Below are 26898 nucleotides of genomic sequence, written 5' to 3'. Positions count from 1 at the left end.
GAAATAAGTTTGGAGTATGGGATGAAAATTACGCTGCCTGACTTCCGCCAAGCGGGAGTGTTAGTGGTTGGTGATGTGATGCTGGATCGGTACTGGTATGGACCAACCAGCCGGATTTCTCCCGAAGCTCCGGTGCCGGTGGTCAAGGTCGACACCATCGAGGAGCGTCCCGGCGGCGCGGCAAACGTGGCGATGAATATCGCGTCGTTGGGCGCGGGTTCCCGTCTGGTAGGCCTGACAGGGATCGATGACGCCGCGCGGGCGCTGAGCGAGAAACTCTGCGAGGTTAACGTAAGGTGTGATTTTGTGCCCGTGCCGACGCATCCGACGATCACGAAACTGCGCGTTCTGTCACGTAATCAACAGCTTATCCGCCTGGATTTTGAAGAAGGATTTGACGGTGTCGATCCGCTGCCGATGATTGAGCGTATCCGGCAGGCGCTGCCCCATATCGGCGCGCTGGTGCTGTCTGACTATGCGAAAGGGGCGTTGACCCACGTCCAGGCGATGATCCAGACCGCGAAAGCGGCCGGCGTAGCGGTTTTGATCGATCCCAAAGGAACGGATTTTTCTCGCTACCGCGGTGCGACATTGCTGACGCCGAACCTGTCCGAGTTTGAAGCGGTCGCGGGGCGCTGTAAGAGCGAAGATGAAGTGGTGTCCCGTGGTATGAAGCTGGTGGCTGATTATGAACTGTCGGCGCTGCTGATTACCCGTTCAGAGCAGGGAATGACGTTGTTGCAGCCGGGTAAGGCGCCGTTGCATTTGCCGACGCAGGCCCAGGAAGTGTATGACGTGACAGGGGCGGGGGATACCGTGATTGGCGTGCTGGCCGCGTCACTGGCGGCAGGTAACTCGCTGGAAGAAGCCTGTTTCCTGGCTAACGCGGCGGCGGGGGTCGTGGTAGGTAAGCTGGGTACATCAACGGTAACGCCGATTGAACTGGAAAATGCGATTCGCGGCCGTGCCGAAACGGGTTTTGGCGTGATGAGCGAGCAACAGTTGAAAGACGCCGTTGCGCTGGCGCGCCAGCGTGGTGAAAGGATTGTCATGACCAATGGTTGCTTCGATATTCTTCACGCGGGACACGTTTCCTACTTATCAAACGCCCGCAAGCTTGGCGATCGGCTGATTGTTGCGGTGAACAGCGATGCCTCGACCAAAAGGCTGAAAGGGCCGAGCCGGCCGGTGAATCCGTTGCCGCAGCGCATGATTGTGCTGGGTGCGCTGGAAGCCGTGGATTGGGTGGTGCCGTTTGAGGAAGACACGCCGCAGCGTCTGATTGCCGAGGTGCTGCCCGATGTGCTGGTGAAAGGCGGCGATTATCAGCCGCATCAGATCGCCGGCAGCGAAGAGGTGTGGGCCAACGGCGGGGAAGTTAACGTCCTGAATTTTGAGGATGGGTGCTCCACAACCAACATCATTAATAGTATTAAAGCGGGTAAATCTGAATAACGGATGACGTCGCGTTTTTGAAACAGGTATGAAACCATTGAATCCAGAATCAGCCGAAGTACGTGAGGCTACGTTACGCATCGCAGCACTGCGAACCACGTTGCGTCATCATGAATACCAATATCACGTTGAAGATGCGCCTGAAATTCCTGATGCGGAATATGATCGTCTCATGCAGGAACTGAAAGATTTGGAAGCGGCACACCCTCAGTTGGTGACGACCGACTCACCGACTCAGCGCGTAGGGGCCGCGCCGCTGGCCGCTTTCGAGCAGGTGCGGCATGAAGTGCCGATGCTCTCGCTGGATAACGTCTTTGATGAAGATAGCTACCTGGCGTTCAGCAAGCGTATCGGCGATCGACTGAAGAATGCCGATGATTTGACGTTCTGCTGTGAGCTGAAGCTGGACGGTCTTGCCGTCAGCCTGCTGTACGAAGAAGGCGTTCTGGTTCGCGCCGCGACGCGCGGAGATGGCGCCACCGGCGAAAATATCACCAGCAACATCCGTACCATCGGCGCAATACCGCTTTGCCTTAAAGGTGAGCACATCCCGCGGCGGCTGGAAGTTCGCGGGGAAGTGTTCATGAAGCATCGCGGTTTCGAAAGGCTGAATGATGAAGCGCGGCGTACCGGCGGCAAAGTGTTCGCCAACCCGCGTAATGCGGCGGCAGGTTCGCTGCGTCAGCTCGATCCCCGGATTACGGCCAGACGTCCGCTGACTTTCTACTGCTATGGCGTCGGTTTGCTGGAAGGCGGCGAATTGCCCGCCAGCCATTGGGAACGGCTGATGCAGTTTAAACAGTGGGGACTCCCGGTCAGCGATCATACCCGTCGTTGTACGGGTAGCGCAGAAGTTCTTGATTTTTATCATCAAGTTGAACATAACCGCCGTTCGTTGGGGTTTGACATTGATGGCGTGGTTGTCAAGGTTGACGATTTGGCGTTGCAGACGCGTCTTGGATTTGTCGCGAAAGCGCCTCGCTGGGCCGTGGCCTTCAAATTTCCGGCCCAGGAGCAACTGACCTGGATTCGTGATGTCGAGTTCCAGGTCGGGCGTACCGGGGCGATTACGCCCGTTGCCCGCCTTGAACCGGTCGCGGTAGCCGGGGTGATGGTCAGCAATGCGACGCTGCATAATGCGGATGAAATCGAACGCCTCGGATTGCGGATTGGCGATCGGGTTATCGTCCGGCGCGCGGGTGATGTTATTCCGCAGATCGTGGGGGTGGTGGAGTCTGAACGGCCAGAGGAGGCCCGGCCGATAGTCTTCCCTGGGCATTGCCCGGTGTGTCATTCCGACGTGGAGCGCGTTGACGGCGAAGTGGTGACCCGTTGCACCGGCGGTCTGATTTGCGGCGCGCAGCGGAAAGAGGCGTTGAAGCATTTTGTTTCACGCAGGGCGCTGGATGTGGAGGGCATGGGCGATAAAATCATCGATCAACTGGTGGAAAAACAGTACGTCGAAACGCCGGCCGATCTGTTCCGGCTCACGGCGGGGATCTTGACCGGCCTCGATCGCATGGGACCCAAGTCTGCACAGAATTTGGTTAACGCGTTGCAGAAAGCGAAAAGCACGACGCTGGCGCGCTTCCTGTTCGCGTTGGGGATTCGTGATGTTGGTGAAACCACGGCAGCGAATCTGGCCGCACACTTTGGCTCGCTCGATACGCTATTTGCCGCGGACGAAGAAGCGTTGCTTGAAGTGGCTGACGTGGGGAAAGTGGTCGCCGCCCATGTGCGTCATTTTCTTGATGAAGCGCACAATCAGAAAGTGATCCGCGAGTTAACCGATCCCGAGGGGATCAATGTTCACTGGCCGGCGCCGGTGATGATCAAGGCCGAAGAGATCGACAGCCCGTTCGCGGGAAAAACCGTGGTGCTGACTGGCTCGTTGCGTCTCTTGTCCCGTGATGAAGCCAAGGATCGTCTGACGGCGCGGGGTGCGAAAGTCAGTGGCAGCGTCTCGAAAAAAACCGATATGGTGATTGCCGGGGAAGCGGCGGGATCGAAACTGGCCAAAGCGCAGGAACTGGAGATCCCGGTTATTGATGAGGCCGAAATGGTGCGTTTATTGGGGGAGTAAGCCGGTGGAAAAAGAAGACCTGATTGAGATTGCCAATATGCCAATGCCGTTTGGTAAATATCAGGGGCGTGCTCTGATCGATCTGCCGGAAGAATACCTGTTATGGTTCGCCCGCAAAGGGGAGTTTCCCAATGGACGGTTGGGGGAGTTGATGAAAATCACGCTGGCGATCAAGATAGAAGGTCTACAGGGACTGGTGAAACCACTGAAGCGAACCGACGGTTCATAAAATATAGATTTAAATAAAGTGACCCGCTCCCCGCAGCCGTCATGGAGATGATGCAGGCGCTGGGAGCGGACGATCTGGGCACGGCCGATCACAGCGCGCTGGCCTGCTATTATGAAAAGTCGGCTAAAATTGAAGTTACGCGGTAGGCTGATTGAGGGTTATCGGATCGGCATACGCGGTGGTATGCCGGTCTGGTTGTCGGGGTAATCATTCAGATAAGCGCCGATTCTGCAACACGGACCATTGATTCAATCGGGACGTATATGAAATCGGGACGTTTATGAAAATAGTTATTGCACCGGATTCTTATAAAGAGAGCTTATCTGCGCAAGAGGTTGCCGCTCAGATCGAAAAGGGATTTCGTGACATCTTCCCCGATGCCTGCTACGTCAAACTGCCGGTCGCCGATGGGGGCGAGGGCACTGTGGAGGCGATGGTGGCGGCCACCCACGGCAAGATTGTAGAGGTGGAGGTGACGGGGCCGTTGGGGGACAGGATTGACGCATTTTTTGGCCTGTCGGGTGATGAAAAAACGGCGTTTATCGAGATGGCCGCGGCGAGCGGGCTTGAGCGCGTGCCCGCCCAGCAGCGCAACCCGTTGCTGACCACCAGCTATGGTACGGGCGAGTTGATTCGCTGCGCACTGGATCATGGCGTTAAGCACTGCATTATCGGCATTGGCGGCAGCGCTACCAATGACGGCGGTTCGGGAATGGCGCAGGCATTAGGTGCAAAACTGCTTGATGATACCGGCAGGCAGATTGGTTATGGCGGTGGCGCGCTGGAAAAGCTGGCAAGCATAGACATTCATAAATTGGACCCGCGCATTAACGATTGCCGTTTTGAAGTAGCCTGCGATGTGACCAACCCCTTGACTGGGCATCAGGGCGCATCGGCGATATTTGGTCCGCAGAAAGGTGCGACGGCTGAAATGATCGAACAGCTCGACAACGCTCTGAAGCATTATGCCGCGGTTATCCGCCGCGATCTGGATAGGGACGTTGAACAGGTGCCCGGCGCTGGCGCCGCGGGCGGTATGGGCGCGGCGTTACAGGCGTTCTGCGGCGCCGAATTGCGCCAGGGCATTGAGATTGTGACCGAAGCTCTGGGGCTGGATGAACTGGTCAGGGACGCTACGCTGGTGATTACCGGCGAAGGACGGATTGATAGCCAGACGATTCATGGCAAAGTGCCGATTGGCGTCGCCAGGGTAGCGAAACGTTACAAAAAGCCGGTGATCGGTATTGCCGGCAGCCTGACCAAAGATGTCGGCGTGGTGCATGAACATGGTCTGGATGCGGTATTCAGCGTGTTGTACAACATCTGCTCGCTGGAAGAAGCATTGGATAACGCTGCGGAAAATGTGCGTCTGACTGCGCGCAACATTGCCGCCACCATCAAATTATCGAAGGATTTGGGGTAGCGCATCAGGATGAAAGGGCAGGGGCGTCCCTAAAGCCCTTGCCCGCCGCGGCAGAGGGTTTGAAAATGTAACTTCGCCGCGTCGGTGACGTTTTCTATCTCATCCAACAGTTCCAGCCATTCCGGTTCCAGCACGCTGACATGAACGCCTGCGCGTAACTGCTGTTCCAGATAATGGCAAATGCGTTGTAACCGCGGAACGCCGCTGTAACTGCAACTTCCATGTAATTTGTGGACTAAATCAATAAGTTTATCGTCCTCCTGACCGCTCAACATATCTTCAATCCTGTGGCGAACTTCCGGCAGAAAATCCAGAAGCATCTCTAACAGGTCGTTCGCCAATTGGGGTTTATTGCCGGCCTGACGTTGCGCCAGCGTCCAGTCCAGCGAGAGCTGGCTGTCATCGTGTTCCTCCGACGGATGCGCAACGCCTTTGGTATGCGAGTATCTGGTCAGCACGTTTTTCAGCATCTGCTCATCAATCGGTTTGGCAAGATAATCATCCATGCCCGATTGCAGCAGGTGTTTGCGTTCGTCATCCATCGTGTGTGCGGTGACGGCGACGATAGGGGTATGGGCATGATGGGGTAACTGGCGGATCAGTTCGCTGGTACGGATACCGTCCATGTACGGCATCTGGATATCCATAAGAATGATATCCACAGGGTAATTATTGGCCTGAGAAATGGCATCGGCGCCGTTTTCACACAAAATGATTTTTTCGACCTGCTCTTCCAGCAACGCGCCGATCAACTTGAGGTTGGCCGGATTGTCATCCACGGCCATCACGCTCAACGGCAGTGGGGCCGGATGTGGCGTCCGGGACGGGAGATCCGGCGTGTTTACCGGCAACAGCGAGGGTTGGAACAGGGAAGGGTCTTGCAGCAGCGGTAATAACCGCGGCGCGGAGATGGGTTTACTCAGGCAGTCATGAACACCAAATAGCTTGAGCTGCTCTGCGTCCATTTGAGCGAGGCTGGGCAGCGCCAGGATCACACAGGGCGCACGACGGCAGACGTCACGCAACTTCGGCGTATAGTCCAGCAGGGTGTTGCGATACTTCACAGGAATACCAAGCAACAGGATATCGAATGCGGCTTCGGGGAGCTGTTCCAGCGTCGGGCTATAGCTAACGCTCACCGGCGCCTGACTCAGGATGTCCAGCGTTGCCTGAGCCGCCGCCGGGTTGGATTCAACATACGCCAGATGTTTGCCCTGCAACAGGCCGTAATCCGGCTTGCGGGTAATCGCATGTGGGTTCAGCGGTAAATTGATACGGAACCAGAAGGTCGAGCCCCGGTTTAACTGGCTCTGGAAACTGATCTCTCCCCCCATCTCTTTGACCAGACGCTGGGTAATCACCAGCCCCAGCCCCGTACCGCCGTGGCGCCGGGATATGCTGGTGTCGGCCTGACGGAAAGCCTGAAACAGTTGCGACTGCTGCGACTCGGCAATGCCAATCCCGGTATCGCGGATTTGAATTTCCAACTGAACGTCATTGTGCTTCTGCCTGCGTTTTTCAACCCGAATGTCAATGTTGCCCTGTTCGGTAAATTTAATGGCGTTGCCCAGCAGATTGGTGATGATTTGCTGTAGGCGCAGCGGGTCGCCGACGAACTGTTCCGGGAGATCTTTCTGGATATCCAGCGTCAACTCCAATCCTTTTTCGTGGGCGGTATGGGCCAACAGCACGACCACTTCATCCAGCGTATCGTGCAGCGAGAACGGGATATGCTCCAGAACCAGTTTGCCCGCCTCCAGCTTGGAAAAGTCCAGCACATCATTGATGATAGTCAACAGGTTGTTGGCGGAGCGCTCAATGGTGCGCAGATAATCAGTTTGCGTGGTATTCAACGGCGTTTTCAGCGTCTGGCGGGTAAAGCCAATCACGCCGTTCAACGGCGTTCTCAGCTCATGCGACATGTTCGCCAGAAACTCGGATTTAATACGTGCCGCTTCCTGGGCGCGTTTTTTGGCAATATCCAGCTCAACGTTCTGGATCTCCATCTGTTCCAGCGTTTCACGTAAATCGTACGTAGCCTGATCGATATTTTGTTGCATTTCTTCGTGGTAGGCGGTGAGTGACATGGCCATGGAATTGATGCCATTTTTCAGCATATCCAGTTCGCCCAACATGTGACCTTCCACCCGGCTGTCCAACTGACCGCGGCGGATACGATCCACGGTATCGACCATATTACGAATCGGTACCGTCACATTCTGCATCAGATGATAGGCAAACAGCACGGCCACACCCAGACAAAGCAAGAGCATAAAGGCGGCGATGAAAACTTCCTTATATTGCTGGAGCTTAAACTCGGTAAGATCCAATTCAATGACGATATAGCCGATCGGCGCGCTGCTGCCATGGATGGAAGGCGGGATACTGCTGGCGATAAATTCACTGTCGGCCCGGATGGGCATATGCAGGATCAGCAAATTATCCATCTGGTGCTGGTGCAAATCGCGCTCGACGGAGACATCATTGATTAACGACGACAGTACTTCAATGTGGCGCACATTGCTGGTTGCCAGCAGTTGGTTTTTCTCATTAAACACGCTGATGGTTCGGATAATGCCGGAATGATTGCGGTGGATCGTATTGATCAACGGCTGGATGGTTTTTTGCTGTTGCTGCGCCATGAGGTAAGCGCTGGTGATGGCCAGCGGTTCGATGATGCTCGTACCGACCTCGGCCAACTGCGTCTGGAGTTGGTTAAAGCGATGGACGACGAAAAAGGCGCTGAGCAGCAGTCCGATAATTAATGTCGGAGCCAGAATCATTATCAACATGCGTGCGCGCAGACTGTATTTGGTCATGGGGTTCCAATGTGGGAGAATTAAGCACGTCTTACCCGTTATCTTCCGAATGACAGGTGTTTTGGGTTTCCGGCATCTTGAAATCTGTTGGGTAGATAAAGTTTAAAAAAATCATTGTACAGATAAAACAATCGTAAACTATGGCGCAATTCTACTCTTCAAACCGGCGCGTGACGACCCGGCGAACAATCACGGTGACGGTGGACTCTCTCGATCCTTTTGGTCAGGGCGTGGCACGGCATCAAGGGAAAACCATTTTTGTGACCGGTGCTCTGCCGGGAGAACGGGCCGAAATTCAACTGACCGATGAAAAGCGCCAGTTCGCTCATGCAAAACTTAAACGTATTTTGACGCGCAGCGCTGAACGCGTTGAACCGGCGTGCCCGCATTTCAATACGTGCGGCGGCTGCCAGCAGCAGCATGCCGATATTGAACTGCAACAGCGTAGCAAAGCGTCGGCGCTCAAGCGCATGATGTCCTATGAAATGGACGGCGCTTCACTGCCGGTGACGATGCTCGCCGGGCCATCTTATGCCTACCGGCGGCGCGCCCGGCTTGCATTATACTATTTTCAGGGAAAACAGCAGGCGAAACAGGACCGGCTGATTATGGGCTATCGACAGGCGGGTTCCCACGATCTGGTGAACATCAACGCCTGTCCGGTATTGCGCCCGGAGCTGGAAAATCTGCTGACGCCGCTGCGTGACTGCCTGAGCCGCCTGCAAGCGGTGAAACGGCTGGGGCATGTGGAGCTGGTGCTGGCGGACAACGGGCCGCTAGTGGTATTGCGCCATCTGGACTCGCTGAGTCCGGCCGATACGCAGGCGCTGCGTGATTTCGCGCAACGGCGCGGCGTCGCGGTTTATCTGGCGCCCGATGCGGCGTCGCTGATGTGTCTTTCCGGCGAAACGCCGGTGTATCGGATTGCGGGATTGGAGCTGGCGTTCAGTCCGCGGGATTTTATTCAGGTCAATGATGCGGTTAACCAGCAGATGGTCGCGCAAGCGCTGGCCTGGCTGGATGTTCAGCCACAGGACAGCATCCTGGATCTGTTTTGCGGCATGGGCAATTTTACCCTCCCGCTGGCGCAGCGGGCGGCCCGCGTGGTTGGCGTGGAAGGCGTCGTGGCCCTGGTGGAAAAAGGGCGCGAGAATGCCCGGCGTAACGCGATCGGTAATGTCACATTTTTTCACCAAAATCTCGAAGATGATGTCACTCGGCAGCCCTGGGCTGCCCAGGGTTTTGATAAAATATTGCTAGATCCGGCACGAGCTGGCGCAGCGGGCGTGATGGCGCAGATCGTCAAACTCGCGCCTCAGCGTGTGGTTTACGTATCCTGTAATCCCACGACGCTGGCGCGCGACAGCAAAATATTGCTCGCGGCCGGTTATCGGCTGGCGAACGTCGCCATGCTGGATATGTTTCCACATACCGGGCACCTTGAATCTATGGCATTGTTTTTGCAAGGTTCTGGCCGACGGTAACGTAGGGAGAAATTATGGTTGCGGTAAGAAGTGCGCATTTGAATACGGCTGGTGAATTCGCACCTGACGCGTGGATTGCTTCGCTTGGCATAGCCAGTCAACAGTCATGTGAACGTTTAGCCGAAACCTGGCGCTACTGTGAACAGCAAACGCAAGATCATCCCGATGCCTTGCTGCTGTTATGGCGCGGCATTGAAATGGTGGAAATCCTCTCCACCCTGAGCATGGACAATGACAGCATGCGCGCGGCGATGCTGTTTCCGCTCGCCAATGCCAATGTGGTGGATGAGGCCACGCTACGGGAAAAGTTTGGCAACAACATCGCAGAGCTGGTGCACGGCGTGCGTGATATGGATGCAATCCGCCAACTGAAAGCCACGCAACATGATTCAGTTGCCTCTGAACAGGTGGATAACATTCGCCGTATGCTGCTGGCGATGGTGGAAGATTTCCGCTGTGTGGTCATCAAACTGGCCGAACGCATTGCGCACCTGCGCGAAGTGAAAGACGCTCCCGAAGAAGAACGGGTGCTGGCGGCCAAAGAATGCACCAATATTTACGCGCCTCTGGCCAACCGGCTGGGGATCGGGCAGCTCAAATGGGAACTGGAGGACTTCTGCTTCCGCTATTTACACCCTGAAGAGTACAAGCGTATCGCGACGCTGCTGCACGAGCGCCGTATCGATCGCGAACAGTACATTGACGACTTTGTCAAAACGCTGCGTACCGCGATGAAAGAAGAGGGGGTACAGGCGGAAGTCTACGGCCGTCCCAAACATATCTACAGTATCTGGCGCAAGATGCAGAAAAAATCCCTGTCGTTCGATGAACTGTTCGATGTGCGGGCGGTGCGTATCGTAGTGGAACGCTTGCAGGATTGCTACGGCGCGCTGGGGATTGTACATACCCATTACCGTCATCTGCCGGATGAATTTGACGACTATGTCGCCAACCCGAAACCGAACGGTTATCAATCCATTCATACCGTGGTATTGGGGCCGGGCGGGAAAACCCTTGAGATTCAAATTCGTACCCGCCAAATGCATGAAGATGCCGAACTGGGCGTCGCCGCACACTGGAAATATAAAGAAGGCACGGTGGTAGGCGGACGCTCCGGCTATGAGGGCCGCATCGCCTGGCTGCGCAAGCTGATTGCGTGGCAGGAGGAGATGGCGGATTCCGATGAGGTACTGGATGAAGTCCGCAGTCAGGTGTTTGACGACCGCGTCTATGTATTTACGCCAAAAGGGGACGTGGTCGATTTGCCCGCAGGCTCAACGCCGCTCGACTTTGCCTACCATATTCATAGTGATATCGGCCACCGCTGCGTCGGGGCGAAAATCGGCGGGCGCATCGTGCCGTTCACCTACCAGCTGCAAATGGGCGATCAGATCGAGGTGATCACCCAGAAGCAGCCGAATCCGAGCCGCGACTGGCTGAACCCGAATCTGGGGTACATCACCACCAGCCGCGGACGTTCAAAGATCCATAACTGGTTCCGCAAGCAGGATCGCGATAAGAATATTCTGGCGGGCCGCCAGATTCTGGATAACGAACTGGAGCATCTGGGCATTAGCATGAAGGCGGCGGAAAAGCTGCTGTTGCCGCGTTATAACGTGAACTCGCTGGACGAGCTGCTGGCGGGTATTGGCGGTGGCGATGTGCGCCTCAACCAGATGGTTAATTTCCTGCAATCGCAGCTTAACCAGCCCAGCGCCGAAGAGCAGGATCGAGAGGCACTGCGCCAACTGACGCAAAAATCCCAGCAGTCGCCGCCACGGGGCAAAGATAACGGCCGCGTGGTGGTTGAAGGCGTTGGCAATCTGATGCACCACATTGCCCGTTGCTGTCAGCCGATTCCGGGTGACGAGATCACCGGGTTTATCACCCGCGGCCGGGGAATTTCCATTCACCGCGCCGACTGCGAGCAGTTGGACGATCTGCGCAGCCACGCGCCGGAGCGAATTGTCGACGCGGTGTGGGGCGAGAGCTACTCCAGCGGCTATTCGCTGGTGGTGAGGGTGATTGCCAATGATCGCAGCGGGTTGCTGCGCGACATCACCACCATTCTGGCGAATGAGAAAGTCAATGTGTTGGGCGTGGCAAGCCGCAGCGATACCAAACAGCAACTGGCCACCATCGATATGGATATCGAGATATACAACTTGCAGGTGCTGGGCCGCGTGTTAGCCAAACTCAACCAACTGCCGGATGTGATTGATGCCCGTCGCCAGCAGGGAGGGTAAGGATGCGGTGTTTTCCTTTGCGTAAATATGCGCGGAGGAAAACCGTTATCTGGGATAAATGGCATGGAAGCGACGAAACCCTCGTTTTACCTGCATCATCCACCGTAGAACAATCATCGTTTAATTTTCAGGAACACTATGACCGTATCCGCTACACTTTCACCCGCTATCGAACGCCTGCTCGCCATCATGAAAACCCTGCGCGATCCGGAAAACGGTTGTCCGTGGGATCGTAAACAGACCTTTGACACCATTGCGCCTTACACGCTGGAAGAAACTTACGAAGTGCTGGACGCCATCAGCCGTAAGGATTTTGACGACCTGCGTGGCGAACTTGGCGATCTGCTGTTTCAGGTGGTGTTTTATGCCCGGATGGCGCAGGAACAAGGACTATTTGATTTTTCCGATGTTTGCAACGCCATCAGCGATAAACTGGAACGCCGCCATCCGCATATTTTCGCCGATGCCGAACTCGCCGACAGCGAAGCGGTGCTGGCGAACTGGGAGCAAACCAAAGCACAGGAGCGCGCGGAAAAAGATCGCCACTCCCCGCTGGACGATATCCCCGACGCATTGCCTGCCTTGATGAAAGCGCAAAAAATTCAACAGCGCTGCGCTGCCGTTGGTTTTGATTGGCACAGTTTGGGACCGGTTGTCGACAAAGTGTATGAAGAGATCGAGGAAGTCATGCACGAAGTGCGGCAACCCATTGTCGATGAAGAAAAACTGGGCGAAGAGATTGGCGATTTATTGTTCGCGACAGTCAATCTCTCTCGTCACCTGGGACATAAGGCCGAGAGTGCGTTACAGGCTGCAAATCGCAAGTTTTCTCGCCGTTTTCGTCAGGTAGAACAAATAGTTAAAGCATCAGGTAAATCACTTGAACAGGCGTCGCTGAGCGAAATGGAAGCCGCGTGGCAAAAAGTGAAAGCGCAGGAAAATACCCACTGACAGGCTATTTGAATGCTTGCTGCTTTTTTTTGGGGCTAGTTAAATGTAATTGGTTGATTTTTTACCACTAATAAATTAGTGAATTTTTAGGATTACATCCCCAAGACCGCGGGGGCGTGAGCGCCACGATGAGCAAAACGAACATTTGTGGCGTTCAGCAGGTTCCGGTATACTACTTTCCCGTCTTGGTACTTCCATCGTCTTTAAACCTAAACTCTCAGGTTCAGCATGACAACTAATTATATTTTTGTGACCGGCGGGGTCGTTTCCTCTCTGGGTAAAGGCATTGCCGCAGCCTCCCTGGCGGCTATTCTTGAAGCCCGTGGCCTCAACGTTACCATCATGAAACTGGACCCGTATATCAACGTGGATCCGGGCACGATGAGCCCGACGCAACACGGCGAAGTGTTTGTCACCGAAGACGGCGCGGAAACCGATCTAGACTTGGGCCATTACGAGCGTTTCATTCGCACCAAGATGTCGCGCCGTAACAACTTCACCACCGGTCGTATCTACTCCGACGTATTGCGCAAAGAGCGCCGTGGCGACTATCTGGGCGCCACGATTCAGGTTATCCCGCACATCACCAACGCCATTAAAGAACGCATTCTGGAAGGCGGTGAGGGGCATGATGTGGTGCTGGTCGAGATTGGCGGAACGGTCGGCGATATCGAGTCTTTGCCGTTCCTTGAAGCGATTCGGCAAATGGCGGTTGAAGTCGGCCGTGAGAATACGCTGTTCATGCATCTGACGTTGGTTCCTTATCTGGCGGCGGCGGGCGAAGTAAAGACTAAGCCTACTCAGCACTCGGTAAAAGAACTGTTGTCCATCGGTATTCAGCCGGATGTGCTGATTTGCCGTTCCGACCGTACTGTGCCCGCCAACGAGCGGGCAAAGATTGCTTTATTCTGCAACGTGCCGGAAAAAGCCGTAATATCCCTTAAAGACATTGATTCAATTTATAAAATTCCGGCGCTATTGAAATCACAGGGGTTGGATGATTATATTTGTAAACGATTCAGCTTGAACTGTCCCGAAGCAAACCTGTCAGAGTGGGAGCAGGTCGTTTACGAAGAAGCGAACCCGGGTGGCGAAGTCACTATCGGGATGGTGGGCAAATATGTTGCGTTGCCGGATGCTTATAAATCGGTGATCGAGGCGTTAAAGCACGGCGGACTGAAAAACCGTGTGACGGTGAACATTAAGCTGATTGATTCGCAGGATGTGGAAACGCGCGGCGTGGAAGTGCTGAAGGATCTTGATGCAATTCTGATCCCTGGCGGTTTCGGTTATCGGGGCATCGAAGGAAAAATCATGACGGCGCGCTATGCCCGCGAGAACAATGTCCCTTATCTGGGCATTTGCCTGGGGATGCAGGTCGCATTAATGGAATTTGCCCGTAACGTCGCCGGGATGAATGAGGCAAATTCAACGGAGTTTAAGCCTGATTGTAAATACCCGGTAGTGGCGTTGATCACGGAATGGCGCGATGAAAATGGCAATATTGAAGTCCGGGACGAAGCAAGCGATCTGGGCGGAACCATGCGGGTTGGCGGACAGCAATGTCATTTGATCGAAGGCAGCCTAGTGCGTCAGCTTTACGGTGAGCCGACGATCATTGAACGTCACCGTCACCGTTATGAAGTCAACAACATGTTGTTGAAACAGATTGAAGCGGCGGGATTACGGGTCGCGGGTCTTTCCGCCGATCGCAAGCTGGTGGAAATCATTGAGTTACCCGATCATCCGTGGTTCGTGGCCTGTCAGTTCCATCCGGAATTTACCTCAACGCCGCGTGATGGACATCCACTGTTTTCCGGCTTTGTGAAAGCCGCTGGCGTGTACCAAAAGCGCCAGATGAAGTAAGGATTTTGTCGGCAACGCGCGATCTATACCCAATAAATTTCGCGGTGCGGGAAGGCGGTAAGCGGGCGAATCCCGATGAACTCACAATAAGTCAGTGATTGGGGGGGGGAGCGCAGCCGACGCGCCTGCAACGTGAAAGATGACGGATATAACGGCCGTGCGTTGTTTGTCTGAGGTTTTAGTTTAACTTGTACTGAGGAAAATCTAATGTCCAAAATTATTAAAGTCATTGGCCGTGAAATTATTGACTCGCGCGGAAACCCGACTGTTGAAGCGGAAGTCCATCTGGAAGGCGGTTTTGTCGGTCTGGCTGCTGCGCCATCAGGGGCTTCTACCGGCTCCCGCGAAGCGCTGGAACTGCGTGACGGTGATAAATCCCGTTTTCTTGGCAAAGGCGTAACCAAAGCCGTTGCCGCGGTTAACGGCCCAATTGCTCAGGCTGTTCTGGGTAAAGACGCCAAAGATCAATCGAACATCGATAAAATCATGATCGAGCTGGACGGCACTGAAAACAAGTCCAACTTCGGCGCTAACGCCATTCTCGCGGTTTCTCTGGCTAACGCTAAAGCCGCCGCCGCGTCCAAAGGCCAGCCGCTGTACGAACATATCGCTGAACTGAACGGAACGCCGGGCAAATTCTCACTGCCTCTGCCAATGATGAACATCATCAACGGCGGCGAGCACGCGGACAACAACGTTGATATTCAGGAATTCATGATTCAGCCCGTTGGCGCGAAAACCGTTAAAGAAGCAATCCGCATCGGTTCTGAAGTTTTCCACAATCTGGCAAAAGTGCTGAAAGCCAAAGGCCTGAACACCGCTGTCGGTGATGAAGGCGGCTACGCGCCAAACCTGGAGTCTAACGCCGCGGCGCTGGCTGCCATCAAAGAAGCGGTGGAAAAAGCCGGTTACGTATTAGGTAAAGACGTTACGCTGGCGATGGACTGTGCGGCTTCCGAGTTCTACAACAGAGATACCGGTCAGTACGAACTGAAAGGCGAGGGCAAGACTTTCACTTCTCAGGAGTTTACTCACTACCTGGAAGGTTTGACCAAAGAATATCCGATCGTTTCCATCGAAGACGGTTTGGATGAATCTGACTGGGATGGTTTTGCTTACCAGACCAGCGTGCTGGGCGACAAAATCCAGTTGGTGGGTGACGATCTGTTCGTTACCAACACCAAGATCCTGAAAGAAGGTATCGAAAAAGGCATCGCGAACTCCATTCTAATCAAGTTCAACCAGATCGGTTCTCTGACCGAAACGCTGGCTGCGATCAAGATGGCGAAAGACGCAGGCTACACTGCGGTTATCTCTCACCGTTCCGGCGAAACGGAAGATGCCACCATTGCTGACCTGGCGGTAGGTACTGCTGCCGGCCAGATCAAAACAGGTTCCATGAGCCGTTCTGACCGCGTTGCCAAATACAACCAGTTGATCCGTATTGAAGAGGCGCTGGGCAGCCGTGCACCGTTCAACGGCCTGAAAGAAGTAAAAGGTCAATAATCGCGGCTTGTTGCATTTGTCGGAATCGGGGCTGGCCCCGAGTCTGACAAACGCATCGCGTGATTGACTGGAGAATCCAGAAGCGTGGGTCTGCTTCTGGATTTTTTTATGCCATAAGGTCAGGTTTCCCGGTTTTTACTATTTAGTACTTTTTTAACTCGCCTGTTTATTTATTCAAGATGCTGCGGCAATGAGGTCTATACTGAAATACCTCCTCTTCTCATTAATGCTTTCAGCCGTATGAAAGTCTCATCCTCTTTCTCTGCGATATTCAATGATCACGCGATAGCTATCAATGGCCTCCAATGGCCGAATTATTTGATATATTTGGAAGAAATCGCCAGTTTTTTAATATTGATGACCTGCCTTTGCTTTTTGATAAATACGTTGCGAGATAGATTCTGGAATATTTTCAAATATCATAAAAATTCAATCGTTAATATTCACCAATAATTCATAGTTGATAAGAAGATAGCTTCTACCTCAAAAAATAATTCCGGGATTCGCGCTGAATAAAAAAGATATTTTCTTATTAAGGTGGTATTGGCTTTCTCTCCTATAATAGCGGCTAAGTTCAAAGTCATTTTGGATAAATAGATCTTTCCAGAACCTTACCTTGTAATTCATCCACGGCGGTCGCGCCGCGGTCTGTTATTATCGCCTGATAATCATGAAAACGCGCCAGCACGGTAACAGGATAACCCATATTGAGTTATCTGGATTGAATAAGATATTTCACCTGTGGGCGTCAGTCACCCCGTCAGACATCGCGGCATATTCATAAATTCCTTATTCTGCTTATTATAAAGATCATTCCTTTTGTATAGGATAAACACTGTATGATAATTTATAAAATATTCGAAGCCGATCGGGTCATTCTCACTTGTCATCCCCGTGAGTAATATCCGGCGGCAAAACCACAACGGTTTTCTAGCGAAACAGGAAGTTGCTTCAACGACTGCGGCGGCAATATAGATGCCATCTTGAACCAATGAGATAGGGCTCTTCCGACTCGCCACGGCAACTTCATAAATAAACATGACCAAGGAAGGATGAAAATGAAAACACGTAAAATCGGGCTGGGTAATTACTTAGCCTATGGCTCTGGCGATTTTCTTGGGGCAGGCACCACCGCGCTGACGGCCGCCTGGTTACTCTACTTTTACACCACGTTTTGTGGTTTAACACCGATTGAGGCAACCTCAATTTTTGCGATGGCCCGCGTAATGGATGCCGTCTTCAGCCCGCTGATGGGTTTTTTGAGCGATAACTTCGGTTCGACCTGGCTCGGAAAACGCTTTGGGCGCCGTAAATTCTTTATTCTGTTGGGTATTCCCTGCGTCTTCAGCTACAGCTTTATGTGGGTGGGCGATATGGGATATTGGTACTACCTGCTGACTTACCTGGTGTTTGATGTGGTCTATACCATGGTGCTGGTGCCGTATGAAACCCTGGTGCCGGAAATGACCGACGATTTCAAACAGAAAACCAAATTCTCCGGCTCGCGTATCGCGATGGCTCAGCTATCCATTACGCTGGCGACGTTTTTGCCGGGGATTTTGCTGAGTTATTTCGGCAAGGACAATACGGTTTCGTTCTTCTATTCCGGTCTGGTTTTCTCCATTATTTGCGCCACAGTGCTGACGCTGGTCTATCTCTTCACCTGGGAGCGGCCGCGGGATCAAATGTCGGAAGCCTCTCTGCGGGCGGAAAAGGAGCGTCAGTCCCTGTCACTGGTTGACAGCCTGAAACAGCTAAGTGTTGAGCTGTTGTCTACGCTGCGCATCCGTATTTTCCGTTTGCATCTGGGGATGTACCTGGGCGGGTATATCGCGCAGGACGTGTTTAATGCGGTGTTTACCTACTATGTGGTCTTTGTTCTGATGCAAAGCCCGACGGTCGCCTCCAATCTGATGGGGACAATGGCGATCCTGCAATTTATTTCCGTGATTGTGATGATCCCGTTGTGTATCCGTTTCGGACCCGCGCCGCCTTATCGCCTCGTGGTGATCTTGTTCGGACTGAGTGCGATTTCCTATACCATTCTGTGGTACAGCAACCAGCATGATGTGTTCGCCTTATTGCTGCTGATTTCCGCGCTGGCGGGATTGGGCCGCGGCGGGATCAACTACGTGCCCTGGAACATCTATACCTATATCGCCGATGTGGATGAAGTGATTACCGCGCAGCGTCGTGAAGGTATTTTTGCCGGCATCATGACGCTGACCCGCAAGGCGTCTCAGGCCGGTGCGGTGATGCTGGTGGGGATTATGTTGCAGTCATCCGGTTTTGTATCAGGGCAGAGCGTGCAGGCGCCGGGCGTCAGTCATACTCTTGTGATGATTCTGTGCTTCGGTACGGTGGGGTTTCTGGCGTTGGGATTCCTGGTTTCCCTGCGCTTCAAGCTCAACTTGCAAACGCACACTATTCTGCGGCAAGAGACAGTGAAAATGCATGAAGCCGGACGACCGGTTCCCGAAAAGATTACGCCGGAGGCGCGAGCGGTTGTCGAAATGCTGGCGGGGATGCCGTATGAGTCACTGTGGGGCAACAACAATATTGGCTACCTTAATCGTCACAAGAAAACCGCACTACCCACACGGGTAACCCAGCCTTGAACGTCTTGAACCGTTGACTGCTCATTAAATTGGATGAACAACTATGGACGTATTCAGTGTGAAACATAGCCCGCTCTTACGTCAGCCGGAACACTTTATCGCCCGCGATGAGCTGAAGGCGCTGATTTACCGCATCACCGAGAATCTGGCGAATATTGAAGATAAAACCGGTGAGTTTTTATTAAGGCTGGACGATGACCGGGTGATTGATACCAAAGGCTGGATGGGTTGGGAATGGACGCACGGTATCGGTTTGTACGGCATTTATCAGTATTACCAGCAAACGGGTGACGAGCGAATGCGGGCTATCATTGATGACTGGTTTACCGCGCATCTGTCAGAAGGGACCCCGGCGAAGAACGTCAACACCGTTTGTCCTTTCCTGACGCTGGCCTATCGCTATGAAGAAACGCGTGATGCTCGTTGGGCGCCATATCTGGAGCGCTGGGCCGAGTGGGTGATGTATGAAATGCCGCGCACGCAAAAGCAAGGGTTGCAACACATTGTTTATAACAATGAAAACCACCAGCAACTGTGGGATGACACGCTGATGATGAGCGTGCTGCCGCTGGCGAAAATCGGCAAGCTGTTGAACCGGCCTGAATTTGTGGAAGAGGCCGTCTATCAGTTCCTGCTGCACGTTCAGTATCTGATGGATCGCGAAAGCGGCCTGTGGTTTCACGGCTGGACGTTTGAAGGACAACATAACTTTGCCCTGGCGCGTTGGGCGCGTGGCAACAGTTGGCTGACCGTGGCTATCCCCGACTTTATCGAGTTGCTGGCATTGCCGGAACGGAATGCGATGCGTCGTTTTCTGTTGCAGGTGCTGGAAAGCCAAATCGAGGCGTTGGTCAAATATCAGGATGATAGCGGCCTGTGGCACACATTGCTCGACGATCCTGAGTCGTATCTCGAATGCTCGGCAACCGCCGGTTTTGCTTACGGTATTCTTAAGGCGGTACGCAAGCGCTATGTGGATCAACGCTACCTGCCGGTGGCGGAAAAAGCGATCCGCGGCGTGATTGGCAACGTGAATGCCGAAGGGGAACTGGAGCAGGTGTCGTTCGGCACCGGGATGGGACAGGATCTGGATTACTACCGTCAGATTCCGCTGACCGCTATGCCCCACGGACAGGCGATGGCGATTCTCTGCCTGTCGGAATATCTGCGCGTGTATTTATAAATCGTTGCGCAGGACATCCTGATGGGGATGTCCTGCGTTGTCGCCTGCGGTTAGTTTGCTAACCCGGTCAGACTGTAATTAGCCATGACCCAGCGATAGCCGTCATTGCCTGGTGCGGCTTTGATATGGCCGATGCCGGGGAAGGAAATGTGTGAACTGGCCACCCAGAATCCCTGGTTCGCCGCGTCAGCGAGCAGTTTGGCGCGCGTCTTGGCGGCGGCATCCATATCGTAGTCAAAACTGATGGTGGTGGCGGGAAGCGCCATCTGCACCGCTTCTGCGTGGACGGTATCGCCCCATAACAGCATCTTCTTGCCGTCGCTTTCCGCCCGATACGCGGTGTGTCCTGGTGTGTGACCGAGGGCGGGTTGCGCAACAATACCGGGATGAAGGGTTTCGTCGCCGGAAAAGGTTTTCAGCTTGTTGGCCGCGATAATCGGCCGGAAGATCGCCTGCGCCCGCTGAAAAGCGGGTTTACGATCCGCTTTGGCCTGCTTCAGATTTTCTTCGCTGAGCCAGTAATCGGTTTCCCGCTCATTGACGTACACCGTGGCGTTTGGATAAGCCAGTTTACCTTCGTTAAGCAGGCCGCCAATGTGGTCGCCGTGCAGATGGGTCAGCAACAGCGTATCCACCTGTTCCGGTCTATAGCCCGCTGCTTGCAGGTTATTCAATAAATGCCCGACGGAAGGATTGGCTTGTTTACCGTTGCCGGTGTCGACCAGGATCAGGTTTTTGCCGGTATTGATCAGATAGGCATTAATTGAGGTTTCCACTGGCGAAGTCAGCGATTTTTCCGCCAGTAGTTGGTTTATTTTTTCCGGTGAGATGCGGGTCAGCAGTTTGTCCATTGGCAGCGTGTTGGTGCCATCGGATAATGCGGTGATTTCAAACTGACCCAGCATCAGCCGGTAATAACCCGGTTGAGTTTTTACCTGAGCCACCGTTTGTGCCTGCGTAAAGGCCGGTGAGCAGGCGAACGCCAGTAGTAGTAATGTTAACGGCTTCAATAGCGTCATGTGTTTATCCCTTGTTGATGATGCATGGTTGACGGGGCGGGGGAAGCGAAATTAGCAGATTGATTATTGACTGCCTTGCGCCATTACTCAAATTGAATGCCGCGGACAAGTCCGGTTTGGCGTGTCGACCTGCGATCTGCGATAATGCCTTTTTGAGCAAAGGTGATAGTGAAAAAACATGCAGTACCCGATTAATGAAGTGTTCCAGACGTTACAAGGCGAAGGCTATTTTACCGGTGTTCCGGCGGTGTTCGTGCGGTTGCAGGGCTGTCCGGTAGGCTGTAGCTGGTGTGATACCAAACATACCTGGGACAAACTGGCCGATCGGGAAACCTCTCTGAATGAGATCGTCGTCAAAACACAGGAAAGCGACGCCTGGGGCGCCGCCACCGCCGAGGATATTCTGGCGCTGATGTCGCGCGAAGGTTATACCGCCCGCCATATCGTGATTACCGGCGGTGAGCCTTGTATTCACGATCTGGCGCCGCTGACGCTGCTGCTGGAAAAGTATGGGTTCAACTGTCAGATTGAAACCAGCGGAACGCATGAGGTGCGCTGTTCTCTCAATACCTGGGTCACGGTTTCGCCCAAAGTGAACATGCGTGGCGGTATGCAGGTGCGCGATCAGGCGTTGCAACGGGCCGATGAAATCAAGCATCCCGTCGGCAGAGCGCGGGATATTGAGGCGCTGGATACGCTGCTGGCGCGTCTGAATGACGACAAGCCACGTGTTGTGGCGCTACAGCCGATCAGCCAGAAAGACGAAGCAACCAAACTGTGTATAGCGACCTGCATTGCCCGTAACTGGCGGCTTTCCATGCAGACGCATAAATATTTGAATATTGCCTGACGGCAGGGGCGTGAAGCGATCGTTTCACGCCGGGCGATAAACACAGCCTGCGGTACAGGTTTCTTTTACCGTCACGGCGCTCAATGCCGGCAATAACGGTTTCAACTGCTGCCAGACCCAGTGGGCCAGCACTTCGCTGGTCGGGTTTTCCAGTCCGGGAATATCATTCAGATAATGATGATCCAGTCTTTCCCACGTCGGTTTAAACGCGGCTTTCAGTTCAGCGAAATCCATCACCCAGCCGGTGTGCGGATCGACCTCGCCGGTGATTTCCAGCCGAACCATAAAGGAATGCCCATGCAGCCGCCCGCATTTATGTCCCGGCGGGACATGGGGCAGACGGTGGGCGGCTTCAAACTGAAAATCTTTAAATAGCGTAGTGACCATGTCGGATGTTCCCGATTTCCTAAAAATAACCTATAAAAATCTCTTGCATACTACCGGAAAGCGCGGCGTGAAGCACGTTCCGTGATGGGCGGGGGAGAGGGCTTAAAACACGCAATACCGCTTGTAACGCGATGGCTGGCGCAATAAATGTGATCTATAACACTTTAAGCAATAAGGTTTATCAGAAAAACCATTTAGTCATTTTGGTTATTTGATATGTCCATCATTTCTTTAATTGTTAAGATGCTGATGGTTAACCTTATGCTCCACGCAGCTTTTTATTTCACCTTTTTGTATTAGTTCCGGCTATAGAGACAAGGAAATAGTGTTCATAATGAAAACTCCGGTTTCTCCCACTCCGTCGCTTCCGTTGAGTGCGGAGCAATTATCGCGTTTGCAGGCGGCAACCGGTGATTTTTCACCTGCGCAGCTTGCCTGGCTTTCCGGCTATTTTTGGGGGCTTCTGCAACAGCCGGGAGCGCAAACGCATCCAGGCGTTGCGGCAGACGCCGCCAATCCGGGGGCAGCGACGGCGATCGCGGCGTCTGTCCCAAATATCACCCTGATTTCCGCGTCTCAAACCGGTAATGCCCGTCGGGTTGCCGAGCAACTGCGTGACGATCTGCTGGCCGCGAAACTGACGGTCAATCTGGTTAATGCCGGCGACTATAAATTCAAGCAAATCGGTCAGGAGAAATTGCTGCTGATCGTGACGTCAACGCAGGGAGAAGGGGAACCGCCGGAAGAGGCCGTTGCGTTGTATAAATTTTTGTTCTCCAAAAAAGCGCCGTCGTTGAAAGAAACCGCATTCGCCGTTTTTGGTCTGGGCGATACGTCATACGAATTTTTCAGCAAAGCGGGCAACGATTTTGATCGTCGCCTTGCCGAACTGGGCGCGGAACGGTTGCTGGATCGCGTTGATGCCGATGTGGATTATCAGGCGCCTGCGGAGCAGTGGCGGCGCCAACTGGTAGATCTGTTGCAGGCGCGTCTGCCGGCACAGAACGAGACGAGGGTACAGGCCAGCACCCGCGGCGCGCTGGATGAAATCACCAGCAGTCCATACAGCAAAACCTCGCCTTTGCATGCCACGTTTTCGGTGAATCAAAAAATTACCGGGCGTAATTCAGAAAAAGACGTGCGCCATATCGAAATTGATCTGGGCGATTCTGGCTTGCGTTATCAGCCGGGCGATGCACTCGGCGTATGGTTTGATAACGATCCGGCGCTGGTGGGGGAAATTCTCGAACTGCTCTGGTTGAAAGGCGATGAGCCGGTGGACGTTGACGGTAATACGCTGCCGCTGTCTCAAGCGTTGAAAAGCCACTTTGAACTGACACAGAATACCGCGCCGATGGTTGAAAAATATGCCGCGCTGTCCCGTGACGAAACGCTGCTGGCGCTGGTGAGCGATAAACCCGCGTTGCAGCAGTTTGCCCAGCGCACGCCGCTGGCGGACATGGTGCGTCAGGCGCCGGTGGAACTCACCGCTGAGCAGTTAACGGGCCTGTTGCGTCCGCTGACCCCGCGTTTGTACTCCATCGCGTCTGCACAGGCGGAAGTGGAAAATGAAGTCCATATTACAGTGGGCGTTGTGCGCTATGACATTAATGGCCGCGCCAGAGCGGGCGGCGCTTCCAGTTATCTGGCCGACCGCCTGAATGAAGATGATGAAATTCGGGTGTTTATCGAACATAACGATAATTTCCGTCTGCCTGCCGACCCGGATGCGCCGATCATCATGATTGGCCCCGGCACGGGGATTGCGCCGTTCCGCGCCTTTATGCAGCAGCGTGAAGCCGAAGGCGCGGAAGGCAAAAACTGGCTGTTTTTTGGCAATCCGCACTTTACCGAAGATTTTCTGTATCAGGTTGAGTGGCAGCGTTACGTGAAAGAAGGGTTGCTGACCAACATCGACCTGGCGTGGTCGCGCGATTGGGCGCAGAAAGTGTATGTGCAGGATAAATTGCGGGAAAAGGGCGCGGAAGTCTGGCGCTGGCTTCAGGAAGGCGCGCACCTGTATGTCTGTGGCGATGCCAACCGCATGGCGAAAGATGTCGAACAGGCGTTACTGGAGGTGGCGGTTGAGCACGGTGGCATGGATATCGAGCAAGCCGACGAATTTTTAAGTGACCTGCGCCTTGAGCGCCGTTATCAGCGAGATGTGTATTAATGAGCAAAAAGCTATCCTCAAATGAAGAACAGTCGGTAGATGAAAAACATCCTGGCCCGTTAGTGGTGGAAGGCAAACTCGCTGATGCCGAACGTCTGAAACGGGAAAGTAACTTTCTGCGCGGCACCATTGCCGAAGATCTGAAGGACGGACTGACGGGCGGTTTCAATGGCGACAATTTTTTACTGATCCGTTTCCACGGCATGTATCAGCAGGATGACCGCGATATCCGTGCCGAACGCGTCGAGCAGAAACTGGAACCCCGGCATGCGATGATGCTGCGTTGCCGTTTGCCCGGCGGGGTGATCACGCCGCAGCAGTGGCTGGGCATTGATAAGTTTGCCGCCGAAAGTACGTTGTACGGCAGCATTCGCCTGACCAACCGCCAGACGTTCCAGTTTCACGGTATCCTGAAGCCGAACGTGAAACCCGCACACCAACTGCTCAATAGTCTGGGGTTGGATTCGCTGGCTACCGCCAACGACGTTAACCGCAACGTCCTGTGCACCTCGAACCCGGTGGAGTCCGAACTGCACCAGCAGGCGTATGCGTGGGCGAAAAAGATTTCTGAGCATCTGCTGCCTCGCACTCGTGCCTACGCCGAAATTTGGCTGGATCAGGAGAAGGTGGCCACCACGGATGAAGAGCCGATTCTGGGCGCCACCTATCTGCCGCGTAAATTTAAAACCACCGTGGTGATCCCGCCGCAGAACGATGTGGATCTGCACGCCAACGATCTCAATTTTGTGGCGATAGCCGACAATGGCCGGCTGGTCGGTTTCAACGTGCTGGTAGGCGGCGGATTATCGATCGCTCACGGTGACAAAGCCACTTATCCCCGCACGGCCAGCGAACTGGGCTATATTTCCATTGAGCATACGCTGGCGGTTGCCGAAGCGGTGGTGACCACCCAGCGCGACTGGGGCAACCGTACCAATCGTAAAAATGCCAAAACCAAATACACGCTGGAGCGCGTAGGCGTTGAGACGTTCAAGGAGGAAGTGGAAAAGCGAGCCGGCGTGAAATTCGGTGCGGTTCGTCCCTATCAATTCACCGGGCGGGGCGACCGTATCGGTTGGGTCAAAGGCATTGATGGCAAATGGCACCTGACGCTGTTTATCGAGAATGGCCGTATTCTGGATTATCCTGGGCGTCCGCTGAAAACAGGTCTGGCGGAAATCGCCAAAATTCATAAGGGCGATTTCCGTCTGACGGCGAACCAGAACCTGATCGTCGCCGGCGTTCCCGCGCGGAGCAAAGCGAAGATTGAAGCGCTGGCGCGCGAACACGGCTTGATAGATGATGGCGTCACCGAGCAGCGCAAAAACTCCATGGCCTGCGTATCCTTTCCGACCTGTCCGCTGGCGATGGCGGAAGCGGAGCGTTTCCTGCCGGAGTTCGTGACCCGGGTTGAGGATATCATGCAGCGGCACGGCGTGGGCGATGAGCACATCATACTGCGCGTAACGGGATGTCCGAACGGCTGTGGCCGTGCGATGCTGGCGGAAATCGGTCTGGTGGGGAAAGCGATGGGACGCTACAACCTGCATTTGGGCGGCAACCGTGAAGGAACGCGTATCCCGCGCATGTATCGCGAAAATATCACTGAAACCGAGATCCTCGGCGAAATCGATCGGCTGATTGGTCTTTGGGCGCAAGAGCGTCTGGATAATGAAGGGTTTGGTGATTTCACCCTCCGCGCCAACATTATCAAACCGGTGCTGGACCCGGCCCGCGATTTCTATGACTGACAGGAGAGCCTGATGTCTGAATTTAATCTTGAAGCGCTTAATGCCTTGCCGAAAGCGGAGCAGGCCGCGGCGCTGGCCGCCGTGAACAAGCGGCTTGAGGCGCTATCCGCGCAGGAAAGGGTCGGTTGGGCGCTGGAACACCTGCCGGGGGAATATGTACTTTCCTCCAGTTTTGGGATTCAGGCGGCGGTATCGCTGCATCTGGTGACGCGGCAGCGGCCCGGTATCCCGGTCATCCTCACGGATACCGGCTATCTTTTCCCGGAGACCTATCAGTTTATTGACGTGTTGACAGATCGGTTAAAGCTGAATCTGCAAGTGTATCGCGCCGCGCAGTCCCCCGCCTGGCAGGAAGCGCGTTACGGTAAACTGTGGGAACAGGGCGTTGAGGGGATTGAGCGCTACAATCAGATAAATAAGGTTGAGCCGATGAACCGCGCGCTGAGCGAACTCAAGGCGCAGACCTGGTTTGCGGGACTGCGCCGGGAGCAATCCGCCAGCCGTGAGCATCTGCCGGTGCTGGCGGTACAGCACGGCGTGTTCAAATTGCTGCCGATTATCGACTGGGACAACCGTCAGGTTTATCAATACCTGCGACAAAACGGTTTGAGCTATCATCCGCTGTGGGAGCAGGGCTATTTGTCCGTGGGGGATATACATACCACCCGCAAATGGGAGCCGGGCATGAGCGAGGAGGAAACGCGCTTTTTCGGCCTCAAACGGGAGTGTGGTTTGCACGAAGAGTGACCGGGTATGCCGAGGTGAGAGGCCGGGCCTCGTCCGGTTTCTTCAGGTGTTATTCCATTACGGAACTTGTCATTCCAATTCGGCATTTCATAAGTGCGATGTCTGCAA

At 54.1% G+C, this 26898-nt stretch carries 18 protein-coding genes and 1 pseudogene; 16 read left to right on the top strand and 3 right to left on the bottom strand.

Annotation, left to right across the window (positions count from 1 at the left end; genetic code table 11):
* Positions 1-21 precede the first annotated feature (21 nt).
* From hldE to EH207_RS13580, 5 genes and pseudogenes are all read left to right on the top strand, one after another.
* A complete protein-coding gene (gene hldE, locus EH207_RS13600) occupies positions 22-1455 on the top strand; it encodes a bifunctional D-glycero-beta-D-manno-heptose-7-phosphate kinase/D-glycero-beta-D-manno-heptose 1-phosphate adenylyltransferase HldE (protein WP_137714469.1) in 1434 nt (477 codons plus the stop codon).
* Between the two features lie 28 nt (positions 1456-1483).
* On the top strand, positions 1484-3538 hold the full coding sequence (ligA, locus tag EH207_RS13595; RefSeq protein WP_137714468.1) for an NAD-dependent DNA ligase LigA: 2055 nt from the start codon (positions 1484-1486) through the stop codon (positions 3536-3538).
* Positions 3539-3542: 4 nt separating this feature from the next.
* On the top strand, positions 3543-3767 hold the full coding sequence (locus tag EH207_RS13590) for a DUF3820 family protein (RefSeq protein ID WP_137714467.1): 225 nt from the start codon (positions 3543-3545) through the stop codon (positions 3765-3767).
* A gap of 23 nt (positions 3768-3790) precedes the next feature.
* Positions 3791-3913: pseudogene (gene garR / locus EH207_RS13585) on the top strand (2-hydroxy-3-oxopropionate reductase); the annotation flags it as partial.
* A gap of 134 nt (positions 3914-4047) precedes the next feature.
* The gene (locus EH207_RS13580; protein ID WP_137714466.1) at positions 4048-5190 is read left to right on the top strand and encodes a glycerate kinase; all 1143 of its coding nucleotides are present in this window, start codon (positions 4048-4050) and stop codon (positions 5188-5190) included.
* A 29-nt stretch (positions 5191-5219) separates the two neighbouring features.
* Here the strand turns inward: EH207_RS13580 and barA are convergent, their stop codons facing one another.
* The gene (gene barA, locus EH207_RS13575) at positions 5220-8009 is read right to left on the bottom strand and encodes a two-component sensor histidine kinase BarA (RefSeq protein ID WP_137714465.1); all 2790 of its coding nucleotides are present in this window, start codon (positions 8007-8009) and stop codon (positions 5220-5222) included.
* A 140-nt stretch (positions 8010-8149) separates the two neighbouring features.
* Between barA and rlmD the strand changes: the two genes are divergently transcribed.
* The 7 genes from rlmD to bglB all read left to right on the top strand — a co-directional run bounded on the left by rlmD (position 8150) and on the right by bglB (position 19863).
* Entirely contained in the window at positions 8150-9493 is a 1344-nt protein-coding gene (rlmD, locus tag EH207_RS13570) for a 23S rRNA (uracil(1939)-C(5))-methyltransferase RlmD (RefSeq protein WP_137714464.1), read from the top strand.
* 14 nt (positions 9494-9507) lie between these two features.
* Positions 9508-11739, top strand: coding sequence for a GTP diphosphokinase (gene relA / locus EH207_RS13565; protein ID WP_137714463.1), 2232 nt, complete (start codon positions 9508-9510; stop codon positions 11737-11739).
* 138 nt (positions 11740-11877) lie between these two features.
* Positions 11878-12690: a nucleoside triphosphate pyrophosphohydrolase gene (gene mazG, locus EH207_RS13560; RefSeq protein WP_137714462.1), complete on the top strand. Its 813-nt coding sequence runs from the start codon at positions 11878-11880 to the stop codon at positions 12688-12690.
* Positions 12691-12918: 228 nt separating this feature from the next.
* Positions 12919-14556 (top strand): glutamine hydrolyzing CTP synthase, encoded by a 1638-nt coding sequence (gene pyrG / locus EH207_RS13555; RefSeq protein WP_137714461.1) that lies wholly within the window; start codon positions 12919-12921, stop codon positions 14554-14556.
* 207 nt (positions 14557-14763) lie between these two features.
* Positions 14764-16062, top strand: coding sequence for a phosphopyruvate hydratase (eno, locus tag EH207_RS13550; RefSeq protein ID WP_137714460.1), 1299 nt, complete (start codon positions 14764-14766; stop codon positions 16060-16062).
* Between the two features lie 1058 nt (positions 16063-17120).
* On the top strand, positions 17121-18680 hold the full coding sequence (locus EH207_RS13545) for an MFS transporter (protein ID WP_137714459.1): 1560 nt from the start codon (positions 17121-17123) through the stop codon (positions 18678-18680).
* A gap of 43 nt (positions 18681-18723) precedes the next feature.
* On the top strand, positions 18724-19863 hold the full coding sequence (bglB, locus tag EH207_RS13540; protein WP_137714458.1) for a beta-galactosidase BglB: 1140 nt from the start codon (positions 18724-18726) through the stop codon (positions 19861-19863).
* A gap of 50 nt (positions 19864-19913) precedes the next feature.
* On the opposite strand, the gene EH207_RS13535 is transcribed toward bglB, so the two are convergent.
* Entirely contained in the window at positions 19914-20882 is a 969-nt protein-coding gene (locus EH207_RS13535) for an MBL fold metallo-hydrolase (protein ID WP_137714457.1), read from the bottom strand.
* Positions 20883-21060: 178 nt separating this feature from the next.
* Here EH207_RS13535 and queE point away from each other — a divergent pair, with 178 nt between their 5' ends.
* The gene (gene queE / locus EH207_RS13530; protein WP_137714456.1) at positions 21061-21732 is read left to right on the top strand and encodes a 7-carboxy-7-deazaguanine synthase QueE; all 672 of its coding nucleotides are present in this window, start codon (positions 21061-21063) and stop codon (positions 21730-21732) included.
* 24 nt (positions 21733-21756) lie between these two features.
* Here the strand turns inward: queE and queD are convergent, their stop codons facing one another.
* Positions 21757-22119: a 6-carboxytetrahydropterin synthase QueD gene (queD, locus tag EH207_RS13525; RefSeq protein ID WP_137714455.1), complete on the bottom strand. Its 363-nt coding sequence runs from the start codon at positions 22117-22119 to the stop codon at positions 21757-21759.
* Positions 22120-22453: 334 nt separating this feature from the next.
* Between queD and cysJ the strand changes: the two genes are divergently transcribed.
* Genes cysJ through EH207_RS13510 form a run of 3 tightly spaced genes read left to right on the top strand, consistent with a single transcriptional unit; the run spans position 22454 to position 26790 of the window.
* Positions 22454-24292: an NADPH-dependent assimilatory sulfite reductase flavoprotein subunit gene (gene cysJ, locus EH207_RS13520; protein WP_137714454.1), complete on the top strand. Its 1839-nt coding sequence runs from the start codon at positions 22454-22456 to the stop codon at positions 24290-24292.
* A complete protein-coding gene (cysI, locus tag EH207_RS13515) occupies positions 24292-26043 on the top strand; it encodes an assimilatory sulfite reductase (NADPH) hemoprotein subunit (protein WP_137714453.1) in 1752 nt (583 codons plus the stop codon). The genes cysJ and cysI overlap by 1 nt, the downstream gene beginning before the upstream one ends.
* A gap of 12 nt (positions 26044-26055) precedes the next feature.
* Entirely contained in the window at positions 26056-26790 is a 735-nt protein-coding gene (locus tag EH207_RS13510) for a phosphoadenylyl-sulfate reductase (protein WP_137714452.1), read from the top strand.
* Positions 26791-26898 lie beyond the last annotated feature (108 nt).

This window comes from Brenneria rubrifaciens, from assembly GCF_005484945.1.
Taxonomy (GTDB): Bacteria; Pseudomonadota; Gammaproteobacteria; order Enterobacterales; family Enterobacteriaceae; genus Brenneria; species Brenneria rubrifaciens.
The sequence above is the reverse complement of the archived record's forward strand: the minus strand, read 5'-3'. Positions and strand labels throughout refer to the sequence as shown.

Bases quoted from the DNA above. Each gene is read 5' to 3' on its own strand.
- hldE (WP_137714469.1), top strand. From the start codon at position 22: ATGAAAATTACGCTGCCTGACTTCCGCCAAGCGGGAGTGTTAGTGGTT.
- ligA (WP_137714468.1), top strand. From the start codon at position 1,484: ATGAAACCATTGAATCCAGAATCAGCCGAAGTACGTGAGGCTACGTTA.
- EH207_RS13580 (WP_137714466.1), top strand. From the start codon at position 4,048: ATGAAAATAGTTATTGCACCGGATTCTTATAAAGAGAGCTTATCTGCG.
- barA (WP_137714465.1), bottom strand. From the start codon at position 8,009: ATGACCAAATACAGTCTGCGCGCACGCATGTTGATAATGATTCTGGCT.
- rlmD (WP_137714464.1), top strand. From the start codon at position 8,150: ATGGCGCAATTCTACTCTTCAAACCGGCGCGTGACGACCCGGCGAACA.
- relA (WP_137714463.1), top strand. From the start codon at position 9,508: ATGGTTGCGGTAAGAAGTGCGCATTTGAATACGGCTGGTGAATTCGCA.
- mazG (WP_137714462.1), top strand. From the start codon at position 11,878: ATGACCGTATCCGCTACACTTTCACCCGCTATCGAACGCCTGCTCGCC.
- pyrG (WP_137714461.1), top strand. From the start codon at position 12,919: ATGACAACTAATTATATTTTTGTGACCGGCGGGGTCGTTTCCTCTCTG.
- eno (WP_137714460.1), top strand. From the start codon at position 14,764: ATGTCCAAAATTATTAAAGTCATTGGCCGTGAAATTATTGACTCGCGC.
- EH207_RS13545 (WP_137714459.1), top strand. From the start codon at position 17,121: ATGAAAACACGTAAAATCGGGCTGGGTAATTACTTAGCCTATGGCTCT.
- bglB (WP_137714458.1), top strand. From the start codon at position 18,724: ATGGACGTATTCAGTGTGAAACATAGCCCGCTCTTACGTCAGCCGGAA.
- EH207_RS13535 (WP_137714457.1), bottom strand. From the start codon at position 20,882: ATGACGCTATTGAAGCCGTTAACATTACTACTACTGGCGTTCGCCTGC.
- queE (WP_137714456.1), top strand. From the start codon at position 21,061: ATGCAGTACCCGATTAATGAAGTGTTCCAGACGTTACAAGGCGAAGGC.
- queD (WP_137714455.1), bottom strand. From the start codon at position 22,119: ATGGTCACTACGCTATTTAAAGATTTTCAGTTTGAAGCCGCCCACCGT.
- cysJ (WP_137714454.1), top strand. From the start codon at position 22,454: ATGAAAACTCCGGTTTCTCCCACTCCGTCGCTTCCGTTGAGTGCGGAG.
- cysI (WP_137714453.1), top strand. From the start codon at position 24,292: ATGAGCAAAAAGCTATCCTCAAATGAAGAACAGTCGGTAGATGAAAAA.
- EH207_RS13510 (WP_137714452.1), top strand. From the start codon at position 26,056: ATGTCTGAATTTAATCTTGAAGCGCTTAATGCCTTGCCGAAAGCGGAG.